The sequence below is a fragment of the Spirosoma soli genome, assembly GCF_042684525.1.
GTDB lineage: Bacteria > Bacteroidota > Bacteroidia > Cytophagales > Spirosomataceae > Spirosoma > Spirosoma soli.
Window position 1 is genome coordinate 221,310 of sequence record NZ_JBHULN010000007.1, and the last position, 18,198, is coordinate 239,507.

Here is an 18,198-nt window from a genome sequence, read left to right on the forward strand (position 1 = left end):
ACGAAAAAATCTTGAAACGGTCGGTATGTCTTGAGGTAGCTTAATCGGCTATCCGGAACTCAATCAACTTAACAAGTACGTAACATACAGAAAATCTATTCTGAGTTACCTTTGCCTGAATCCCCTGCTATTATGCGCTCTTTACTTACTTCTATACTCCTCGCTCAGGCCGTGCTAAGTTTAGCGCAGGCTCCCAAATCCACCCAAGTAACTAAGACTACATTACCCATTGAAAAACGGGTAACCCTTCCCAACGGTTGGAGCCTGACGCCGGTCGGACGCTCACTACCATTGGGCGATTTGCCATTGAACATGACGGTTTCCCCAAACGGAAAGCGGCTGGCCGTAACAAACAACGGGCAGAGTACGCAATCCATCCAGTTGATCGACGTAACAGGAGAAAAAGTCCTCAGCGAAGTTGAAATCAGTAAGTCATGGGTAGGCTTGAAGTTTAGTCCTGATGGGAAGCGCTTGCTGGCCTCCGGGGGCAACGACAACCGCATTCTGATTTACGACGTCTCGGGCGATAAACTAAACAAAGTTGATTCGGTCGTGTTGGGCAAACCCTGGCCTATCCGGATTTCGGTAGCAGGTGTCGAGACCGATAAGGCTGGCGCTACATTATATGCTGTCACCAAAGATGATAGCTCACTCTACGTCTGCGATTTAGCCAGTAAGCAGATCAAAAACCGGATTAAGTTGCCCGCTGAAGCCTATACCTGCTTGCGGTCGCCTGTGTCTGATGAGCTGTATATTTCGGTTTGGGGAGCGGAGAAAATCGTTGTGTATGACCCGAAGCAGCAAAAGCTGACCCGCGAGCTGAAAACGGGTAGTCATCCCAATGACATGGTGTTCAGCCGCGACGGGAAACTGTTGTTTGTAGCAAATGCCAATGACAATTCGGTGTCGGTAATTGACGTAAAAACCGGGAAGACGCTCGAAACGGTTACTACGGCCTTATTCCCCGATGCTCCGGCTGGCAGCACACCCAATGGACTGGCGCTTTCGTCGGATCAGAAAAGCTTGCTGGTTGCCAATGCCGACAACAACTGTCTGGCGGTATTCGACGTATCGAAGCCGGGCAAAAGCCGGTCGCTGGGTTTTATTCCGACGGGCTGGTATCCAACGTCGGTCAAGGTCGTTGGCAAGAAGGTTCTGGTAGCGAATGGGAAAGGGTTTTCGTCGAAAGCGAACCCGAATGGCCCGAATCCTTATAAGCGCCGGGAGTCGGGCACGGAGTACATTGCCGGGCTGTTTAAAGGCACCTTGTCTATCTTCGATCTGCCTAAACCGGCAGAGTTAACGGGGTTGTCGAAACTCGTTTATCAGAATACCCCTTACACCAAGGAGAAAGAAAAGCAGGCTGCCGGAGAAGCTAACAATCCAATCCCAAAAGTTGTTGGTGCCAAAAACTCGCCCATCAAGCACGTCTTTTATATCATCAAAGAAAACCGGACCTACGACCAGGTGTTCGGGGATATGCCCGGCGGCAATGGCGATACGTCGTTGTGTATCTTTCCAGAGAAGATTACCCCCAATCAGCACGCTCTGGCGCGGGAATTTGTCCTCCTGGACAACTTTTACGTTGATGCCGAAGTAAGTGCCGATGGGCACAACTGGTCAACGGCAGCCTACGCCACCGACTACGTCGAAAAGGTGTGGCCAACGAGCTACGGTGGTCGAGGAGGTACGTACGACTTTGAAGGAAGTCGGCCGGTGGCGTACCCAAAGAAGGGCTTCATTTGGGACTACTGTCAGCGGGCGGGCCTTCGCTACCGAAGCTACGGCGAATTTGAGGCTTATTCAAAACGTAAAGGATCAGCGCTTGATGGCCGTTTCGCACCGAACTACCCAGATTATGATTTGAAAGTTAAAGACATTGACCGGGTCGAGATCTGGAAGAAAGATATTGATTCCCTGATCGCGATCAACGCAGTGCCTCATTTCAGCAGCATTCGCCTTGGCAATGACCACACGAGCGGAGCCCGAGTTGGAGCGCCAACCCCTGCTGCGCACGTAGCTGATAATGACCTGGCAGTTGGGCGATTCATCGAGTACTTGTCAAAGAGCCCGATCTGGAAAGAATCGGCTGTGTTCATCCTGGAAGACGATGCTCAGAACGGCGCTGACCACGTTGATGCGCACCGCTCACCGGCTTTGGTCATTAGTCCATACACGAAGCGTAAGCATGTTGAGCATACCATGTATTCAACTTCGGGGATGTTGCGGACGATTGAATTGATTTTGGGTTTGCCGCCCATGAGCCAGTACGATGCAGCGGCTACCCCCATGTTTGCCTGCTTCACCAATACACCGACTTTAACACCCTACACGCACATTCCGGCCAACATCGACCTCGATGCTAAAAACACCGCCATGAACGAACCGGCCCGTCAGTCGGAGAAGCTGGATTTGCGGTATGCCGATAAGATCGATGACCGGTTGTTCAACGAAATTATCTGGAAGGCGGTCAAAGGCGAACATGCGGTGATGCCCGCACCGAAGCGCGGGGCTTTCCTGTTGGTTGCTGACAAAGATGACGATGATGACGACGATTAGCCGTTTATGAAGTTATTATCAGCGTACCAAATTCCACGTTGTACCTTGCAGCTGATTCATGCAAACGTGATTTTGGTATAGTCCATAATGCTTAAAACAGCTTTCCAGAAAGAACTTACCTTACAAAATACACTCGAGCAAGGCAGCAAGGGGGCCGACGTAAAACGTGTTCAGGAATGGTTGTCGCTCAATGCGCTGCGCTTTCCGGAGGTGACGCTGACGACGAATGTAGACGGCCAGTTCGGCCCGGCAACCCGGCGGGCCGTGTGCAATTTTGAAGATGCGCTCGATCTACCCAGAACAGGAATTGTCTCGCCGGAGTTGTTCGCGCAACTGAGCAAACCCTTATCAACGGCTTTTCAGGCAAAGGCAGCCGCACCCGACGTCCGGCGAGCGGTGGTGCAGGTAGCCCAAATGCATTTGCGGCAGCGGGCCACCGAACTCCAGAATACCGAAGCTCAAAACCTGGGGCCGTGGGTCCGTAGCTATTGTGATGGGCTGGATGGCTCGCCCTTTAAGTGGTGTGCGGGCTTCGTGCAAACCATACTCGATCAGGTGGCTTCGGCGCATGGCCGCTCGTTTACTGCCATCATGCCGCAAACGCTCAGTTGCGACGTAATGGCATTGAGTGGTCAGCGGAATGGCCGACTGATTGATAATGCCCTTTTACAGAAAGATCCCTCACAAATGCGGCCGGGCGATGTGTTTCTTTTGCGATACCCCAAAGCACCCGATTGGTATCATACCGGATTTATCAGCCGTGTGGATGGCGACGTTGTGGAGACAATTGAAGGCAACACCGACTCGAAAGGGTCGAGTAACGGTACGGCCGTATTCGCTCGTGTCCGCAATTTCCGAAAGACAACGATGGACGTCTTTTCGATTGACGGATTATAACGTTAAAGCCTGTTGAAGATAGTCTCCGCGAATGCTACGTCTGAGTTTTGATCGGCTACTTTCTTAAGATTAGTCTCTGAGTAAGAGACGCCCTGTGTCAATACCTGCTCAAGAAGCTGGCAAATGGCTGTTGGCGATGTTGAATCAGTTACCGCACCTAACTGCGCGGTTTGCACGAATCGCCCCATGTAGCCATAATCAGACGATAAAATGGGCTTGCCCGAAACGGCGGCCCGAATAAACACCGACGCCATGCCGATGTGCCGTTGGTACAGAGCCAGCGCGTAATCAGACAACTCGAAGTAGGTTTGGATCTGGCGACCCCGAACCTCTTTGAACACGCAAACAATCTGTATTTGTGAGTCAATCTCGGCGATCAGTTGTTCAATGCCGGCCTGATACACGGATCTGATTGAACCGACAAGCAACAAACACAAGGTTGAACGTAACGCTGGATTTAGCTGCTTTAAAGCTTCCAACAACGGTTCAATCCCCTTACGGTCGTCCAGGTGGCCAAAGAGCAGAAAAACGTTACGGCCTGCCTCAATCCCCAATTCGGCTCGAAGCTGTTTCGTTTCTGCGGGCTTGATGTCGTATGACTTTACCGGATCAGGGAGCGCCAGCACGTTAACTCGAGGGTTCATTTGTTTTAATGCTGAAACGGCCGAGTGATCGAGGCAGAACAAATTCGTCAGAACACCCCGGTTGAGCATACCCCGCAGCGTCACCTTTTTTCTGAGTACGTTTAAACGGGCTTTAAGTCCCGGAGGAATAGCGTAATGAAAATCAGGCCGAAAATAAATGCCTGATATAGCACAAGGCGCTTTCTTGCCGAGCCAACTGCCTAACTGAAAAATGTCGAAGTACATGATCAGGGCATGCGTTGGCTGGTGATCGTGAACATATTTTAGTAGTAAGTTCCATTCGCTGAATGAGCGGCTCAAGGCCGACGACTGGTGCGTGCGTTCGATGTCTTCGGGCGGAATTGGAATAAAGCGAACTGAAGCGTTGTTAGCGGTGTCGTCCCGCAACTGTTGAAACGTAGCCTCAAAAGAGGCTTGGGTCACCACGAGCAGCTCACCCTCGGGTTGGTAGCGTAGCCAGTAATTAACGAGATGGGCTAAATAGTCGGCATGGTGCCCATCAATAATGGTATCAAACAGCAGGATTCTCCTCACAATATTTGGTCGTACTACAGCTGGCTAAACCCGCAACAGGATTGGTAATAATGGCGCAATGTTACGCATAAACCCGCAACCGTTGGTTACTAGTGACGTAAAAGCCCGGTACCATCAACGAGTAAAAGGTAAGTTTTCGGTGCTAAGTGTCAAGTTTGCCAGTTACCTTTTAAACCTGAAACTATACTTGACTATGCTTCGCCTGCTTATCTGCTTTTTGCTGGTCACTGTTACTGCTTACGCCCAACGTAATCTTAAACTTCAGCAGCCTGTCGAAATCATTAAAGATCGCTGGGGCGTCAACCATATTTATGCAAAAAATGAACACGATTTGTTTTTCGCTCAAGGCTATTGTGCGGCCCAGGATCGCTTGTTTCAATTAGAAATCTGGCGACGGCAGGCGACAGGGACAGTGGCCGAGCTTTTAGGACCGCAAGAAGTGAAGCGTGACATTGGAACGCGACTCTTCCGTTTTCGGGGTAATATGGAGCAGGAGTTAAAACACTACCACCCACGCGGCCCACAAATTGTTCGGGCATTCGTCGATGGTATCAATGCCTACATCACCCAGATATTGAAAACGCCCGAAAAGCTCCCTTTTGAATTTCGGGTGCTCAACACAAAACCAGACTACTGGACGCCAGAGGTTGTTATCAGTCGTCATCAAGGACTGGCTTATAACGTTCGTGACGAGTTGAACTACGGTCGGTTGGTTAAGCTCATCGGCGCCGACAAGCTGCGCGAATTGCAATGGTTCCACCCAGTATCTAAACCGTCGGAGCCAGATCTGACGCTCCACGTAAACGGCGATGAGTTGTTTCAGCCAATTCTCGAACTGTACGAAGCGTTCCGTTTACCGTTGAAGTTCGGCGGACGGCCCACAAAAGCCGATGAAGACGAAGCCAGGCGAACCGACAAGGCAATAGATGAGTGGTTCGATACCGAAAAGCAATACGTTGGATCGAATAACTGGGTCATTTCTGGTGATAAGTCGGCTAGTGGTTATCCGATGCTGGCCAACGATCCACATCGAGCGCAATCGACCCCTTCGCTACGCTATTGGGTTCATTTGAATGGGCCCGGCGTGGATGGGCCGGGCTGGAACGTAGTGGGAGCGGGGGAGCCAACGTTACCGGGCGTATCCATTGGGCATAACAATTACGGGGCCTGGGGACTAACCATTTTCGAGACGGATAATGAAGATTTGTACGTCTACGAAACGAACCCGGTTAACCCGAATCAGTACCGTTACAAAGGGCGTTGGGTAGCCATGAAAACATTGACCGAAACCATTCCTGTGAAGGGTGGACAACCGGTTAAAGCCACATTGAAGTACACGCAACATGGCCCCGTAGTGTTTGAAGACAAAGAACACCACAAAGCCTACGTAATTCGGGCGGGCTGGCTCGACGTAGGTTCGGCCCCTTATCTGGCTAGTTTACGGATGAATCAGGCCCGAAACTGGGCGGAGTTCCGGCAAGCCTGTTTGTTTAGTCGACTGCCCGGCGAAAATATGATCTGGGCGGAGCGGCCAACTGCCCCTAAAGCAAGCATCATTGGCTGGCAGGCTGTTGGGTTGTCGCCCATCCGTAAAAACTTCAGTGGTCTGGTGCCGGTGCCCGGCGATGGCCGCTTTGAGTGGGGCGGCTATTTGCCCATTAATCAATTGCCAAATAAGGTCAACCCGCCCGAAGGCTACGTCGTTACGGCCAATAATAACCTTACACCCGTAAACTTCCCTCACCGGAATGCGGTTGGCTGGACTTGGTCAGGCCCGGCTCGGGCACACCGCATTGAAGAGGTACTCAATGACGGGAAACGTAAGAATCTGGTCGATTTTATGGCGTTGCAAGCCGATTATTTGTCAATTCCGGCACGAACGCTGGTGCCGTTGTTGCAAAACCTGTCATCGCCCGAAAACCGAACCGAACAGGCGTTGGGCTACTTACGCAAGTGGGATTACAAACTTGAGCCTAGTTCAGTGGCGGCCTCTATCTACGTTGCCTGGGAAGGTCAACTTAAGCAGGCAGTATATCAGAAGCACGTGCCGAAAAATGCACAACGCTACCTGACAAGCCTACCGTCGAAGCGAGTTATCGACGCTTTACTCGTTCCGACTCCTAACCGAGATAGCTTACTGCTAACGTGTCTCGACCGGGCCGTTGCTGAGCTTTCGGATCGTCTGGGTAACGATATGGACGATTGGTCGTATGGGCAGCGCAAGAACAAGCACATTACCATCACGCATCCGCTCAGCGACCAGGTTGACAAAGCCACGCAGCAAAAAATCAACCTGGGCCCGGCCATCCGTGGTGGATACGGGGAAACCGTGAACGCAACGGCCAATGCCTTAAATCAGACCCACGGCGCATCGTTTCGCATTCTAGTGGATACCGAAGATTGGGACAAGACACTCGGGATCAACAGTCCGGGCCAATCGGGTGACCCGGCGAGTCCGCATTATGGGGACCTGTTTCCGATCTGGTCCGAAAATGGCTATTTTCCGGTATACTTCTCAAAAGAAAAAGTCAAGAGCGTGGCTGAAACAACGGTGACATTAACGCCTTGATGAGTGAAATATCCCCTATAAAAAAGGAGGGTTTACCGTTTAAAAAGTGGGGTAAAACTTAACATTCGCAAAGACTAGAGAGGCAGTACCTTAGTGCAGAAATACCACTTTCCTCGTCTATCCTGATGCGCTTTTCTGAAGAAAACCAATCCTTGTCTGTACTGGCCGTCGCTGGTACGCACGTCATTACGCTGGGTATGAACTTACCCAAACCGGTAGGAAGCCAGTTATTAGGCTTCTCAATCCAGCGTACAGAGCTTGCCAGTAACCGAAAAGTCTGGTTAGAAGCCTTAAAAGTGTTTCAATCCGTGCTTCCTCAGAAGCCCGCCGGGCAACTAGTTTCAACAGAACACCATCCTATTCAGGATTTTTTCTGGTCCGATTTTACCGTACGGCCGGGTCGCGACTATAGGTACCGGATTCTGGCGCGGGGCGGCCTGCCCGGAGCCATGACGACGCTGGCCGAGGTAACCGTCGATATCACTACCGAGCAGAACGGGAATGGCCATGCGCACGATGTGTATTTTAACCGGGGCGTTGCGGGGTCGCAGGCGTTTGTTAACCGATTTGGTAGCGCGCCCTTCGCTACCATTGAAGCTCAGCGGCACGATGAAGTGTACACCTGGTTAAGCCGGGGATTACGGGAGGCTATGGTTGAGTTTATTAGGCTGGCCACCGGGCCAGGTTTTGCGTTGAGGCTTGGTGTATATGAGTTCAATTACGAGCCAGTTATGCAGGAGTTAGCCGACGCCATTCAACGGGGTGTTGATGTGCAGATTGTTGTGCATGCCCGGGCCGACAATGACGACGAACGCCGGGAAATGACCCACTTACGGGAACGGGTCGACCGGCTGGGACTCACTCTGGTTACGACCTTCCGGCAGCGGACAGCTACTATCTCGCACAACAAATTTTTTGTGCTGCTCGAAAACGGAGACCCCAAAGCGGTTTGGACCGGCTCCACGAACCTGACCAATGGTGGTATTCACGGCCATTCGAACGTTGGGCATGTGGTACGCTTGCCAAACGTAGCGGAGCAGTACCTGCGCTATTGGCAACTGCTCCAGGCTGATTCCGATTCGGCAACAATCCGGGCCGGTACGCTTCAGATGGCCATAGACCCAATTGTGGGCGCTCAGGCAACCGCCAACGAAACCGGCGTTTATTTCAGTCCTCGGGCGCAATTGCGGGTGCTCGACTGGTATGCCGAACAAATGGATGGACAAACAAAGCCAGCTTTCATTACCGTACCGTTTGGCCTGGATAAACGCTTTGAAACGGTGCTGGCACGTTCGGGCCGCAAAAATCCTATTTACGTCATGTCTGACAAAACGGACCCTGGGTTACGGGCCAATGCCATTGTTAAGAATCCGGCTAATCAAACGGCGTTTGGGAAAATGCTTAATCAGCCTAATAACCTCGAAGGCTGGATTAAAGAGCGTATGACGCCATTGAATTCACGAGTTCGGTATGTTCATACAAAATACCTCTTGCTCGACCCGCTCGGCGACGATCCGGTTACCATCAGCGGGTCGGCCAATTTCAGTGAAAGCTCGATTCAGCGGAACGACGAAAATATGCTGGTTATTCGCGGGGATAAGCGGGTTGCTGATATTTATTTCGGGGAGTTCATGCGCCTTTTCCGACATTTCTATTTTCGTAACCTCGTTACGTCTGTCGACAGTGGTAGCCAGCCCGACCGGCTATTTTTAGATGAAACGCCAGCCTGGACAACGCTTTTTTACCTTCCTGATAGCCCCAAAGAAATTATTCGTAATTACTTCAGCGGAACCAACTAACCATTTTTTTCTCCCATCATGCCATTAAAGAATTATAGCGTCCTGAAAGGGCGTATCAAAGAGCGCAAACGGGCGACTCAGCAGAAAGCTCACTTTCAGATTCTGGTCGAAGATGATGCGGGCTTATTGTATCGCGTTGCCGTGAATGTAAAGTCGAGAGTGGCACCGTCCGAAGTGTTATACTTCTTCACTGATAATTACTCGCACGAGTTGCTCGATAAGATTGCCGAAGCTGATCTGCCCACGGGCGTTACGTCAGTGCCCAGTAAGCCCAACGCGCTGGCACTCGACTTTGTCCGGCGCAACCTGTTCGATACCGCGCAGCTGGTGCCTCTTCCACTGGAAGTTCCGGGAGAAGACAATGATCTGAACGATAAGCTTGATTTATACGTGAGTCGGGCGATCAACAACCCCGATGCACTGATTTATGCCTTTGGCGAAACCTGGGGCCCCGAAACGCAGGCCGATCAGTATTTTGGTTTTCAACCGGGTCGGGGTATCCACGACATCCACATGAATCAGGGCAACGTTGCGCAGTTTGTGGCACAGGACGGCATCTGGCAGGACGGCGGTATGCTCATCCATTTCACGACTACCAATCGGTGGGTGGCCTTATTTCTGGCCTTTCAATCACAGTCGTTCTTTACCGACGACAATGGCCATACCATTGCCAGTCAGCCAGGAGACCCGTCAGCACCAGTCGTAGCAGACCTGCACCTGATTGCCGCTTTGGTGAAACCCGCGAGTGGTCAGCCCGAACGAGTATACATCCTTAATGCGTCGGTAAAAGACATCAATCTCGATGGGTATGTACTGGTTGATAAAGCGAACCGGCGCGAACTGCTGCAGGGGACGTTGCCAGCTGGCCAGCTACTAACGTATGCAGCGACTGGGCAAGGCATACAGCTGAGCAACAGTGGTGGATCGATCAGCCTGCTCGACTCAACTGGCCGGAAGGTTGCCGGGGTGTCGTATACCCAACAGCAAGTTGGCGCGGCTGGCCAGTTGGTTGTATTTTGATTTTAAAGCCTGCTGGATAGACTACAATTGAAGTTTAGCCAGCAGGCTTCTATTTGTAATTCGGTTGGTTGGGGCGTTACCTTTGCGGTTCGTCATGGAATCCAACCGAATGGACATACAAGAGCAGTTAAAAACCGCCATCCAGCAAGCTATTCAGGCACTCTTCAACACAACCGTCGATGAGGTCGTCCTGCAACCAACCAAAAAAGAATTTGAGGGACTTTATACCTTCGTCACCTTTTCGTTAACCAAAACGCTCCGGCAAGCTCCTGCTCAGATTGGTCAGGCCATTGGTGGCTGGCTGTTGGAGAACAGCACCATCGTAAGCGGCTTCAACGTAGTGCAGGGTTTCCTGAACATCAGCATTGCCGACGCTGCCTGGATCGAGGTGCTCAACGACATATCGGCCAACCCAACCTTCGGAACGTTGCCCGCGAAACCCGAGTCAGTAATGGTTGAATTCTCGTCACCGAATACCAACAAGCCATTACACCTCGGTCATTTACGTAATAACTTCCTGGGCGATTCGGTCAGCCGGATTCTGAAAGCCAATGGCTACAATGTCGTGAAAACCTGCATTGTCAACGACCGGGGCGTTCACATCTGTAAGTCGATGCTGGCTTATAAAATGTTTGGCAATGGTGAAACACCCGAGTCGTCGGGGATGAAAGGTGATCACCTGATTGGCAAGTATTACGTATTGTTCGACAAAGCCTACAAAGCGCAGGTCGAAGAGATGGTTGCGCAGGGAACGCCTAAGGAAGAGGCCGAAAAGAAAGCGCCTTTGATGCAGGAGGTTCAGGAGATGCTTCGTAAATGGGAGCAGAGTGATGCAGAAACCGTGGCGCTCTGGCAGCAATTGAACAATTGGGTGTATGCCGGGTTCGATGCGACCTACCGCAGTATCGGCGTGAGCTTCGATAAGACGTATTACGAATCGAACACGTATTTGCTCGGTAAAGAAGTCGTTGAAGAGGGGTTGCAGAAAGGCATCTTCTACCGCAAAGACGATGCATCTGTCTGGATTGACTTAACCGAAGAAGGGTTGGATCAGAAACTGGTGTTACGTTCAGACGGAACGTCGGTTTACATGACGCAGGATCTGGGCACAACGGATCTGAAGTACCAGGATTTTCACAATGACCGCCAGATTTGGGTAGTTGGCAACGAACAGGATTATCACTTTAATGTACTGTTTGCTATTCTGCGTCGGTTGGGTCGGCCGTACGCCAACGGACTGTATCACCTGTCATACGGCATGGTCGATTTGCCAACGGGCAAGATGAAGTCTCGTGAGGGCACGGTGGTGGATGCCGACGATTTAATAAAAGAAACGACCGAAGCCGCAGCCACGGCCGCCGACGAAGCGGCTAAAGGTAAACTCGGTGAATTTAGCGAAGCCGAAAAAACAGAACTATTCCGGATGCTCGGGCTGGGTGCTCTGAAGTATTACCTGCTGAAAGTTGACCCGCAAAAGCGAATGCAGTTCAATCCGGCTGAATCGGTAGACTTGCACGGAAATACCGGGCCGTACATTCAGTACGTTCACGCCCGTATTCGGTCGGTGTTACGCAGGGCAGCGAGTGAAGGACTTGGTGCAACGGGGCAGGGACTGAACATGGGCGGAGAACTCGATCCGGTTGAGCAACAACTTATCTTTTTACTGAGCCAGTATCCGCAACGCGTGAAAGAAGCGGGGGATGATTACGCACCTTCTTACATTGGCCAATATTTATATGAGCTAGCCAAAACGTTCAATCAGTTCTACGATAAACTGTCTATTCTGAAAGAAACGGATGCGGTTAAAGCGGATACTCGACTAATACTGTCGAGGATAGTGGCTGATACCATCCGATCTGGAATGGAATTGTTAGGAATAGACGTTCCGGAAAAAATGTAGCGCTGTTTCTGCAACTGACCTATAAAGGTCTTATATTCAATCCGTAAACCTTTAAACTTTTGCGGAATGAAACAAGAAATTACCAAGTTAGATGTTACGTCGGTAGCTTTAGTGTATGGCGCAGTACTGGCAGTTATCGGGCTGTTTTTTGCCGTGTTGTTTCTGGTCTTCGGGTCGATGTTCGGAGCAATGTCTGGCCGTTCAGGCATGGGGGCTATGATGGGGGGCGGCATTGCAATGGCGATATTTCTGCCCATTTTTTACGGAATTATAGGGATGGTGTTTGGGGCGTTATTCGCCGTAATTTACAATCTGATTGCTCCAAGGGTAGGGGGCGTTAAGCTGTACATGCGCGACGTGATAAACTGACCGCCATTCGTAAACAGAAACCAGTAAACTATTTCATTCGCCAACCCGTTTTGGCAGTACCCTGGCCTAATTCCAGGTTTTTGCCTACACATTCTATGAAAAAAATAACCCTACTTACACTCACTGCCTTCGGTGTGTTCATTATTACATCTGGTTTTATGTTCAAAAACATCGTTAAAGGTATTTTCAGCGACAAGAGCGAAGTGGCTGTTGTCCCCGAAGGAGCCGAGGCTCCCAGCAAAACTCTGTATGATTTCACGGTCAAAAGTATCGACGGTAAGCCTGTCGCCCTGAGCGGTTTTAAAGGCAAAAAAGTCGTTATCCTGAACGTAGCGTCAAAATGTGGTTTCACGCCACAGTATGCCGACTGGGAAAAATTCTATAAAGAGCACGGTGATAAAATCGTCGTATTAGGTTTTCCCGCCAACAACTTTGCGAGTCAGGAGCCGGGTAGCAACGAAGAAATCGCTACGTTCTGCCAAAAAAACTACGGTGTTTCGTTCCCCATGTTTGAAAAGGTAAGCGTATCGGGTGATGATCAGTCTCCACTTTATAAGTGGCTAACGACCAAATCGCTGAATGGCTGGAACGACAAGGCTCCAACCTGGAACTTCTGCAAATACGTCATCAACGAAAAGGGCGAGCTAACTCACTTTTTCGCTTCTAAAATCAAACCCGACGACGCCGAGTTTAAGAAAGCTGTAGGTATATAATTGTTGAAAGAGTGAAAGAGCGAATTGCTGTAAACCCAGAAAATTCGCTCTTTCACTCTTTCGATTTTCCACTATGTCTATGAATCCTTGGGTAGCGGCCGCCCGGCCGCGCACATTACCATTATCCTTAGCCAGTATCATTCTGGGCAGCTTTCTGGCCGCTTCAATTGGCCGCTTCAATTGGCAAATCGCCCTGCTGGCAGCTTTAACCACCATCTTCCTGCAAATCCTGTCGAATTTTGCCAACGACTACGGCGATGCCGTATCGGGCAAAGATACCGAACTACGAGTCGGCCCACGTAGGGCAGTAGCCACGGGCGATATTTCCAAAGAAGCCATGCTACGGGGGATCATCATAACGTCGGTGTTATCGCTTATCAGTGGTATCGGTTTGCTGATTGTCGCTTTTTATAACGCAGGGCCAATGCTCTTCTGGTTCTTTCTGATACTTGGTTTGCTGAGCATAGCTGCGGCTGTGGGTTATACGAACGGCAAGCGTCCGTATGGCTACGCTGGCTTTGGGGATATAGCCGTTCTGATTTTCTTTGGATGGGTAGGCGTTTTAGGGACGTATTTCCTGCATACGCTGTCGTTCAATCCTATTATGCTATTACCCGCTACAAGTGTTGGCTTGTTCGCCACTGGGGTGTTAAATATCAACAACATTCGCGACATCGAAACTGATACCATGACGGGTAAGCTGTCGATTCCAGCGCGGTTGGGTTTACCACTGGCCATTCGCTACCATTGGGGGCTGCTGCTAACCGGTATGTTCTGTGCATTGGCTTACTCATTTCTTGCCGGGGCTAACTGGTTTAGTTACCTCTATTTGCTTGCTTTCCCGCTGTTTATAATAAATGGCCGTGCCGTAGCAACGCACAAACGCCCTGTTGAGCTCAACGCCCGTCTGGGTCAACTTGCACTGACTACGTTACTGTTTGTGGTGTTATTCGGCTTGGGGCAGGTGCTTTAAGGAGTAGGTCGGACGGCCTCGTCCGACAGCCGCTAGGTTGACTTTTCTCTTCATGTTTTTAGCCTGTCGGACGAGGCCGTCCAACCTATTTCAATCGACAGATGATTGTGGCTCATCTTTATTTGGCTCGGTGGCTGGAGACTGAGTATACAACGGTTCAAAAACTGGTGCTGGCCGAGTGAGCGGTGTAGGTTTAAGGAGCGTTGCATAGACCGTGTAGGCGGTTCCTAACGACCACACCTTGAGGCCTGCTCGGGCAAAAATGAGGGCTTGCTGAACAACAAACATAATCAGGATTGTTGGCCAGTTTTTCATCACGATGGCTTCGTCGATCAAGAAATAAATCCCAAATAAGCCGGCCCCGATCAAAATAAACCGCCAATACAAGCCATACGTTTGCCTGATGTTTTGGAGAACAAGTCGCCCAGCCTGACCAAACGCTCGAAAGGCATTACGTTCGTCTTCGCGAAACATGAGCACTTTGGCGTAGTCACCGATGCAAAGCAACAAGGTGGCAGTCAAAGCAAAGAGGACGAAAAAAAGCACTCCTACCCAGAATAGCCCCCGTTCGGTAAGTTCATCGCTGAGCATAACCCCTACCAGCGTGCCCGCTACAAGCCAGATACCCCCTCCGGCGAGTAGAAACAATAACGTGACTCCGAACAGCCGTAAAAATCGGCCAACGTAATGACTGCAAGCCTGCCAGAACAAACCCGTGTTGAAGGAACCTCTGGGCTGTGAAAAGCGCATCAGAATGCCCCCAGCGAAGAAGAGGTTCAGGAGCAGATAAAGAACACCTAGCCAGCGACCAACGCTCATAAGCGGATCAATGGCTCGCTCACTACGATGCATAAAGTCAGAGTAAACCGTGTAGTCGAAGCCATCCAGTAGGTTTAGGAAGGCCAGTGAGTCCTCATCTTCGGCCTTAAGCGTGTTGTAAAAGGGTAAGGCAGCCAATAAACCTAACATCAGCGTAACGCCATAAATTAACCAAATTAATTGCCCGGAGCTGCGTGTGTGGCGTAATGAGGAGGTGAGGGCGTTCATGATGAATGAACCGGAATGTCGTCGGATGAAACTGGATCAATAGAAGCAGGCTTACCTGATAAAGGGTGCTCGGTCCTGATCTTTTCCTGTAGCTTCAAAAAACCATCGATCAGGGCTTCGGGACGAGGTGGACAACCGGGTACGTACACATCGACGGGAATGATCCGGTCAACGCCTTTCACGACATGATATCCATGCTGCCAATAGGGACCACCGCAGTTGGAGCATGAGCCCATCGAGATTACATATCGAGGCTCCGGCATCTGTTCGTAGAGTCGGCGAATTCGGTCCGCCATCTTGTAGGTTACCGTGCCTGATACAATCATAATGTCTGACTGTCGGGGAGAAGGGCGGGGGAAAATGCCGAACCGGTCGAGGTCGTAGTTGGCCGCGAACGCCTGCATCATTTCAATGGCACAGCAGGCCAGCCCAAAACTCATGGGCCAGAGCGATTTCTCGCGCGACCAGTTCAGGAGCTCTTCCGAGCGCATCAGAATGACGCTGGCTTCGCCGGTTTTATCAGATGGGGCAGATGAATTCATCGAGTACACTAGATTTACGCAACAACGCATTACGGTTGAATGCGGTTCAAGACATCAATCTGGTAACTATAGGTAAATGGTTCGAGTTGTCGTCGCAGGTGTTCATTCGCATCTTCGCGGTCCCGATTGTGGGGGCGAATAACCTTTCTGGACAGGGAGCTGCTAATGCTATTTCCAAGTATTGCGCCACCAGCGGCCCCACCCGCTACAGCTAGGGCAAGGTTAACGCCATACAGAACCGGACTTCGAAATGGATTCTTGGGCGTTGAGTTTACGACAACGTAGCCGATGGCTAATCCGCCAACGATAGCTCCTTGAACCGCGCTTTTTTGTCCACTGCGCCGACGAAGTACTATTCTTTTTACGCTTGATAGCTTCAACCTGTTAAGCCTATTACCCGAACGACGGTTATCGGCCGTATTGATGATTAAATCATTTTCGGATACTGCCTCAAGTGTTCCATACAAGCGGTTGCCTACTACTGTCACTACTTTAATCTTGTAAATGTCAACTTGAGCCTTTTGAGCCTGCAAAGTGTAAGCAGGCACTAACGCAAAAAGCAAAACCAGCGCATAGTATCTCATCAGAGCGTTTACATGCTTGGTGGATCATTGCCGGGGCGCGATTGGTACTTTGTGTTAATCCGGTTATAAAGCTCGGCCGGAACCTTTGTGTCGGCGGTCGGAATTTTAGGCTGTGGCTTCACCCAGTCCAGATACCCCTTGGCCCACACATAAGCAAGGCCTAAACCAAGGATGAGAACAAATAAAAGCGCTTCCGCTAAGGCAAACCAACCCCACAAACCGCCCGTAGCCCGAATGAGTTGCTCCTGGCCAAACACCGTTGCCCAGGGAAATAGAAAGACTAACTCAACGTCAAACAAGACGAAGACTAAGGCCACCACGTAGAACCGGATGTTGAACTGAATATTTGCGTTACCAACGGGTTCTTCTCCTGATTCATAAGTGCTGTTCTTTTCTACGTTCGGCCTATCGGGACGCAACAGCTTAGCTATGAACAGCACAGCGCCGATGAAAGCAAATGCAGCCAGAATGAACAGCAAAATGATGCCGAAATCAGAGAGCATGTAAATAGACCGTTATCAGCAATCAATCGAACGTATGTGAACAGCTACTTTCAATGAGGCAGCAGCATTATTTTTTCTTCTTCGGATATAGATTATATACGATTGACACCTGAACTACCCGGTTTCTGTACGTAGCCGCCGTTTCGGGAGAAACATTGGTAAACCCCCGAACGTAGCGAATATGCAGGCTGAACTTGTCGAGCATATCCAGGAAATCGTAATGAGCACCGACCGCTAAACCTACGTCATTTTTTGCGCCAGGGCCAGTTTCGGTGGCGTCTCCGGCGTTGAGTGCGTAGCTGAATTCAGGCCCCGCCTGCAGGGTTAACCCCTCCGTTGGGATATAGCCCAGCATGATAGGCAGACTGGCGTAGTAATACGAGTGGCTCCTGGGTTGGCGCCCGGGAATTGTGCTTTGAAAGGTTCCTCCTTTTATGGCCAGCAAAGCCTCTGGCTGTATAACGAATTTTTGAAGGCGATACCGGTACATTACACCAATATGAGGCTGTAGTGCCTGCTTTGGAAGGTTAGTACTGACGCCCGAAATCGCGACACGGGTCAACGAAGCTCCTGCTTTGACACCGAAGTGTCCACCAACCGGATTATTGCTTTGCGCCCGAGACAACAGGCTGGAGGTAACGAAACAGGTAAAAAAAAGTAATCGATACAAATTCATACAGGACTGCAGGAAGAAACTACGCTTCCAATAACGTGTTTTAGCCTAAACGTTGGGCCGCCTGCAAAATTGGTTAAAAAAAGTTAAGAGTTTGATTCGCCTGCCTAACTAAGACCGAATCTTACAACAAACTAGTAACAGCCGCAGCAGTCCTGTTTTGAAAACTGGCTCCGGTTAGTTGAGCCGGGGGTCAACGGGGTAGTGGGCAATGGACTTGTACTCTCCTCCCATGCGCTTTAATACACCCCGCCAGAACTCATTGGTTGGCGTATCGAACAGAAAGTCGGCGTTCGTTCGGCTCACAATCCAGGCTTTCTGAACTAACTCTTCGTCGAGTTGCCCTTCGCTCCAGCCCGAGTAGCCTATAAAGAAACGGATGTCCTGATCAGCCAGCGTGCCCAGGTTAACAGCCTGCTTAACCTGTTCAAAGTCGCCACTCCAGTATAAACCGTCGCTAATGCGTATAGAATTGTCAATAAGATCGGGTCGGCGATGGATGAAATGCAGCGTGTTTTGCTGCACCGGGCCACCTACAAACAGCGGAAGGTCAGCCTGCACCTCTTCAATAACATCGCTCAGGTGAATGTCGGTAAGCTGGTTAAGTACCAGGCCAAATGTACCAGCATCGCTATGTTCGCAAACCAATACAACACTACGTTCGAAGTTAGTGTCCCCCATGAAAGGTTCGGCAATCAATAAATCTCCATTCTTAACAGTCGGCGTATTCGTGTTCATGGGGCATCAAATCTTTGTAATGATCCTACAGAGAAAACGACTTTTAGGGGTTGATGTTACCAAAAAACTATTAAATACGCTACGTAAGGGCAGAATTACGTTTATACGGTAGAATTAATCTAACAGATTTACCC

Annotated in this window: 16 protein-coding genes; 9 read left to right on the top strand and 7 right to left on the bottom strand. The window is 50.4% G+C overall.

All coding sequences use genetic code 11. The annotated features are described in order from the left end of the window. Positions 1-132: 132 nt before the first annotated feature. Together ACFSUS_RS13695 and ACFSUS_RS13700 are read left to right on the top strand one after the other, a co-directional pair. Positions 133-2,559, top strand: coding sequence for a YVTN family beta-propeller repeat protein (locus ACFSUS_RS13695; protein WP_381523438.1), 2,427 nt, complete (start codon positions 133-135; stop codon positions 2,557-2,559). An 87-nt stretch (positions 2,560-2,646) separates the two neighbouring features. After that, positions 2,647-3,456, top strand: a complete 810-nt coding sequence (locus ACFSUS_RS13700) for a peptidoglycan-binding protein (protein ID WP_381523439.1) — start codon at positions 2,647-2,649, stop codon at positions 3,454-3,456. A 2-nt stretch (positions 3,457-3,458) separates the two neighbouring features. Here ACFSUS_RS13700 and ACFSUS_RS13705 read toward each other — a convergent pair whose 3' ends face one another. Further along, positions 3,459-4,634 (bottom strand): glycosyltransferase, encoded by a 1,176-nt coding sequence (locus ACFSUS_RS13705; RefSeq protein ID WP_381523441.1) that lies wholly within the window; start codon positions 4,632-4,634, stop codon positions 3,459-3,461. A gap of 193 nt (positions 4,635-4,827) precedes the next feature. Here ACFSUS_RS13705 and ACFSUS_RS13710 point away from each other — a divergent pair, with 193 nt between their 5' ends. The 7 genes from ACFSUS_RS13710 (at position 4,828) to ACFSUS_RS13740 (ending at position 13,977) form a co-directional block, all read left to right on the top strand. Next, complete coding sequence (locus tag ACFSUS_RS13710; protein ID WP_381523443.1) at positions 4,828-7,203, top strand: penicillin acylase family protein; 2,376 nt, start codon at positions 4,828-4,830, stop codon at positions 7,201-7,203. A gap of 125 nt (positions 7,204-7,328) precedes the next feature. After that, positions 7,329-9,002 (top strand): phospholipase D-like domain-containing protein, encoded by a 1,674-nt coding sequence (locus tag ACFSUS_RS13715; protein WP_381523445.1) that lies wholly within the window; start codon positions 7,329-7,331, stop codon positions 9,000-9,002. Between the two features lie 18 nt (positions 9,003-9,020). Next, on the top strand, positions 9,021-10,022 hold the full coding sequence (locus ACFSUS_RS13720; protein WP_381523446.1) for a DUF2278 family protein: 1,002 nt from the start codon (positions 9,021-9,023) through the stop codon (positions 10,020-10,022). A 109-nt stretch (positions 10,023-10,131) separates the two neighbouring features. Then, positions 10,132-11,922, top strand: a complete 1,791-nt coding sequence (argS, locus tag ACFSUS_RS13725; protein ID WP_381523603.1) for an arginine--tRNA ligase — start codon at positions 10,132-10,134, stop codon at positions 11,920-11,922. Between the two features lie 66 nt (positions 11,923-11,988). Then, entirely contained in the window at positions 11,989-12,291 is a 303-nt protein-coding gene (locus tag ACFSUS_RS13730) for a hypothetical protein (RefSeq protein WP_381523448.1), read from the top strand. Between the two features lie 95 nt (positions 12,292-12,386). Beyond that, positions 12,387-13,004, top strand: a complete 618-nt coding sequence (locus ACFSUS_RS13735) for a glutathione peroxidase (RefSeq protein WP_381523449.1) — start codon at positions 12,387-12,389, stop codon at positions 13,002-13,004. A gap of 79 nt (positions 13,005-13,083) precedes the next feature. After that, positions 13,084-13,977 carry a 1,4-dihydroxy-2-naphthoate polyprenyltransferase gene (locus ACFSUS_RS13740; protein ID WP_381523605.1) on the top strand — a complete coding sequence of 298 codons (894 nt, stop codon included), beginning with the start codon at positions 13,084-13,086 and terminating at the stop codon, positions 13,975-13,977. Positions 13,978-14,067: 90 nt separating this feature from the next. On the opposite strand, the gene ACFSUS_RS13745 is transcribed toward ACFSUS_RS13740, so the two are convergent. From ACFSUS_RS13745 to ACFSUS_RS13770, 6 genes are all read right to left on the bottom strand, one after another. After that, a complete protein-coding gene (locus ACFSUS_RS13745) occupies positions 14,068-15,024 on the bottom strand; it encodes a hypothetical protein (protein WP_381523451.1) in 957 nt (318 codons plus the stop codon). Beyond that, positions 15,021-15,566 carry an NADH-quinone oxidoreductase subunit B gene (locus tag ACFSUS_RS13750; RefSeq protein WP_381523452.1) on the bottom strand — a complete coding sequence of 182 codons (546 nt, stop codon included), beginning with the start codon at positions 15,564-15,566 and terminating at the stop codon, positions 15,021-15,023. Before ACFSUS_RS13750 ends, ACFSUS_RS13745 begins: the two co-directional genes overlap by 4 nt. Positions 15,567-15,595: 29 nt before the next feature. After that, positions 15,596-16,150 (bottom strand): hypothetical protein, encoded by a 555-nt coding sequence (locus ACFSUS_RS13755; protein WP_381523454.1) that lies wholly within the window; start codon positions 16,148-16,150, stop codon positions 15,596-15,598. 8 nt (positions 16,151-16,158) lie between these two features. Next, entirely contained in the window at positions 16,159-16,653 is a 495-nt protein-coding gene (locus ACFSUS_RS13760) for an NADH-quinone oxidoreductase subunit A (RefSeq protein ID WP_381523455.1), read from the bottom strand. Positions 16,654-16,720: 67 nt separating this feature from the next. Beyond that, positions 16,721-17,329 (bottom strand): porin family protein, encoded by a 609-nt coding sequence (locus ACFSUS_RS13765; RefSeq protein ID WP_381523457.1) that lies wholly within the window; start codon positions 17,327-17,329, stop codon positions 16,721-16,723. A 174-nt stretch (positions 17,330-17,503) separates the two neighbouring features. Further along, a complete protein-coding gene (locus ACFSUS_RS13770) occupies positions 17,504-18,064 on the bottom strand; it encodes a YqgE/AlgH family protein (RefSeq protein WP_381523459.1) in 561 nt (186 codons plus the stop codon). Positions 18,065-18,198: the final 134 nt, after the last annotated feature.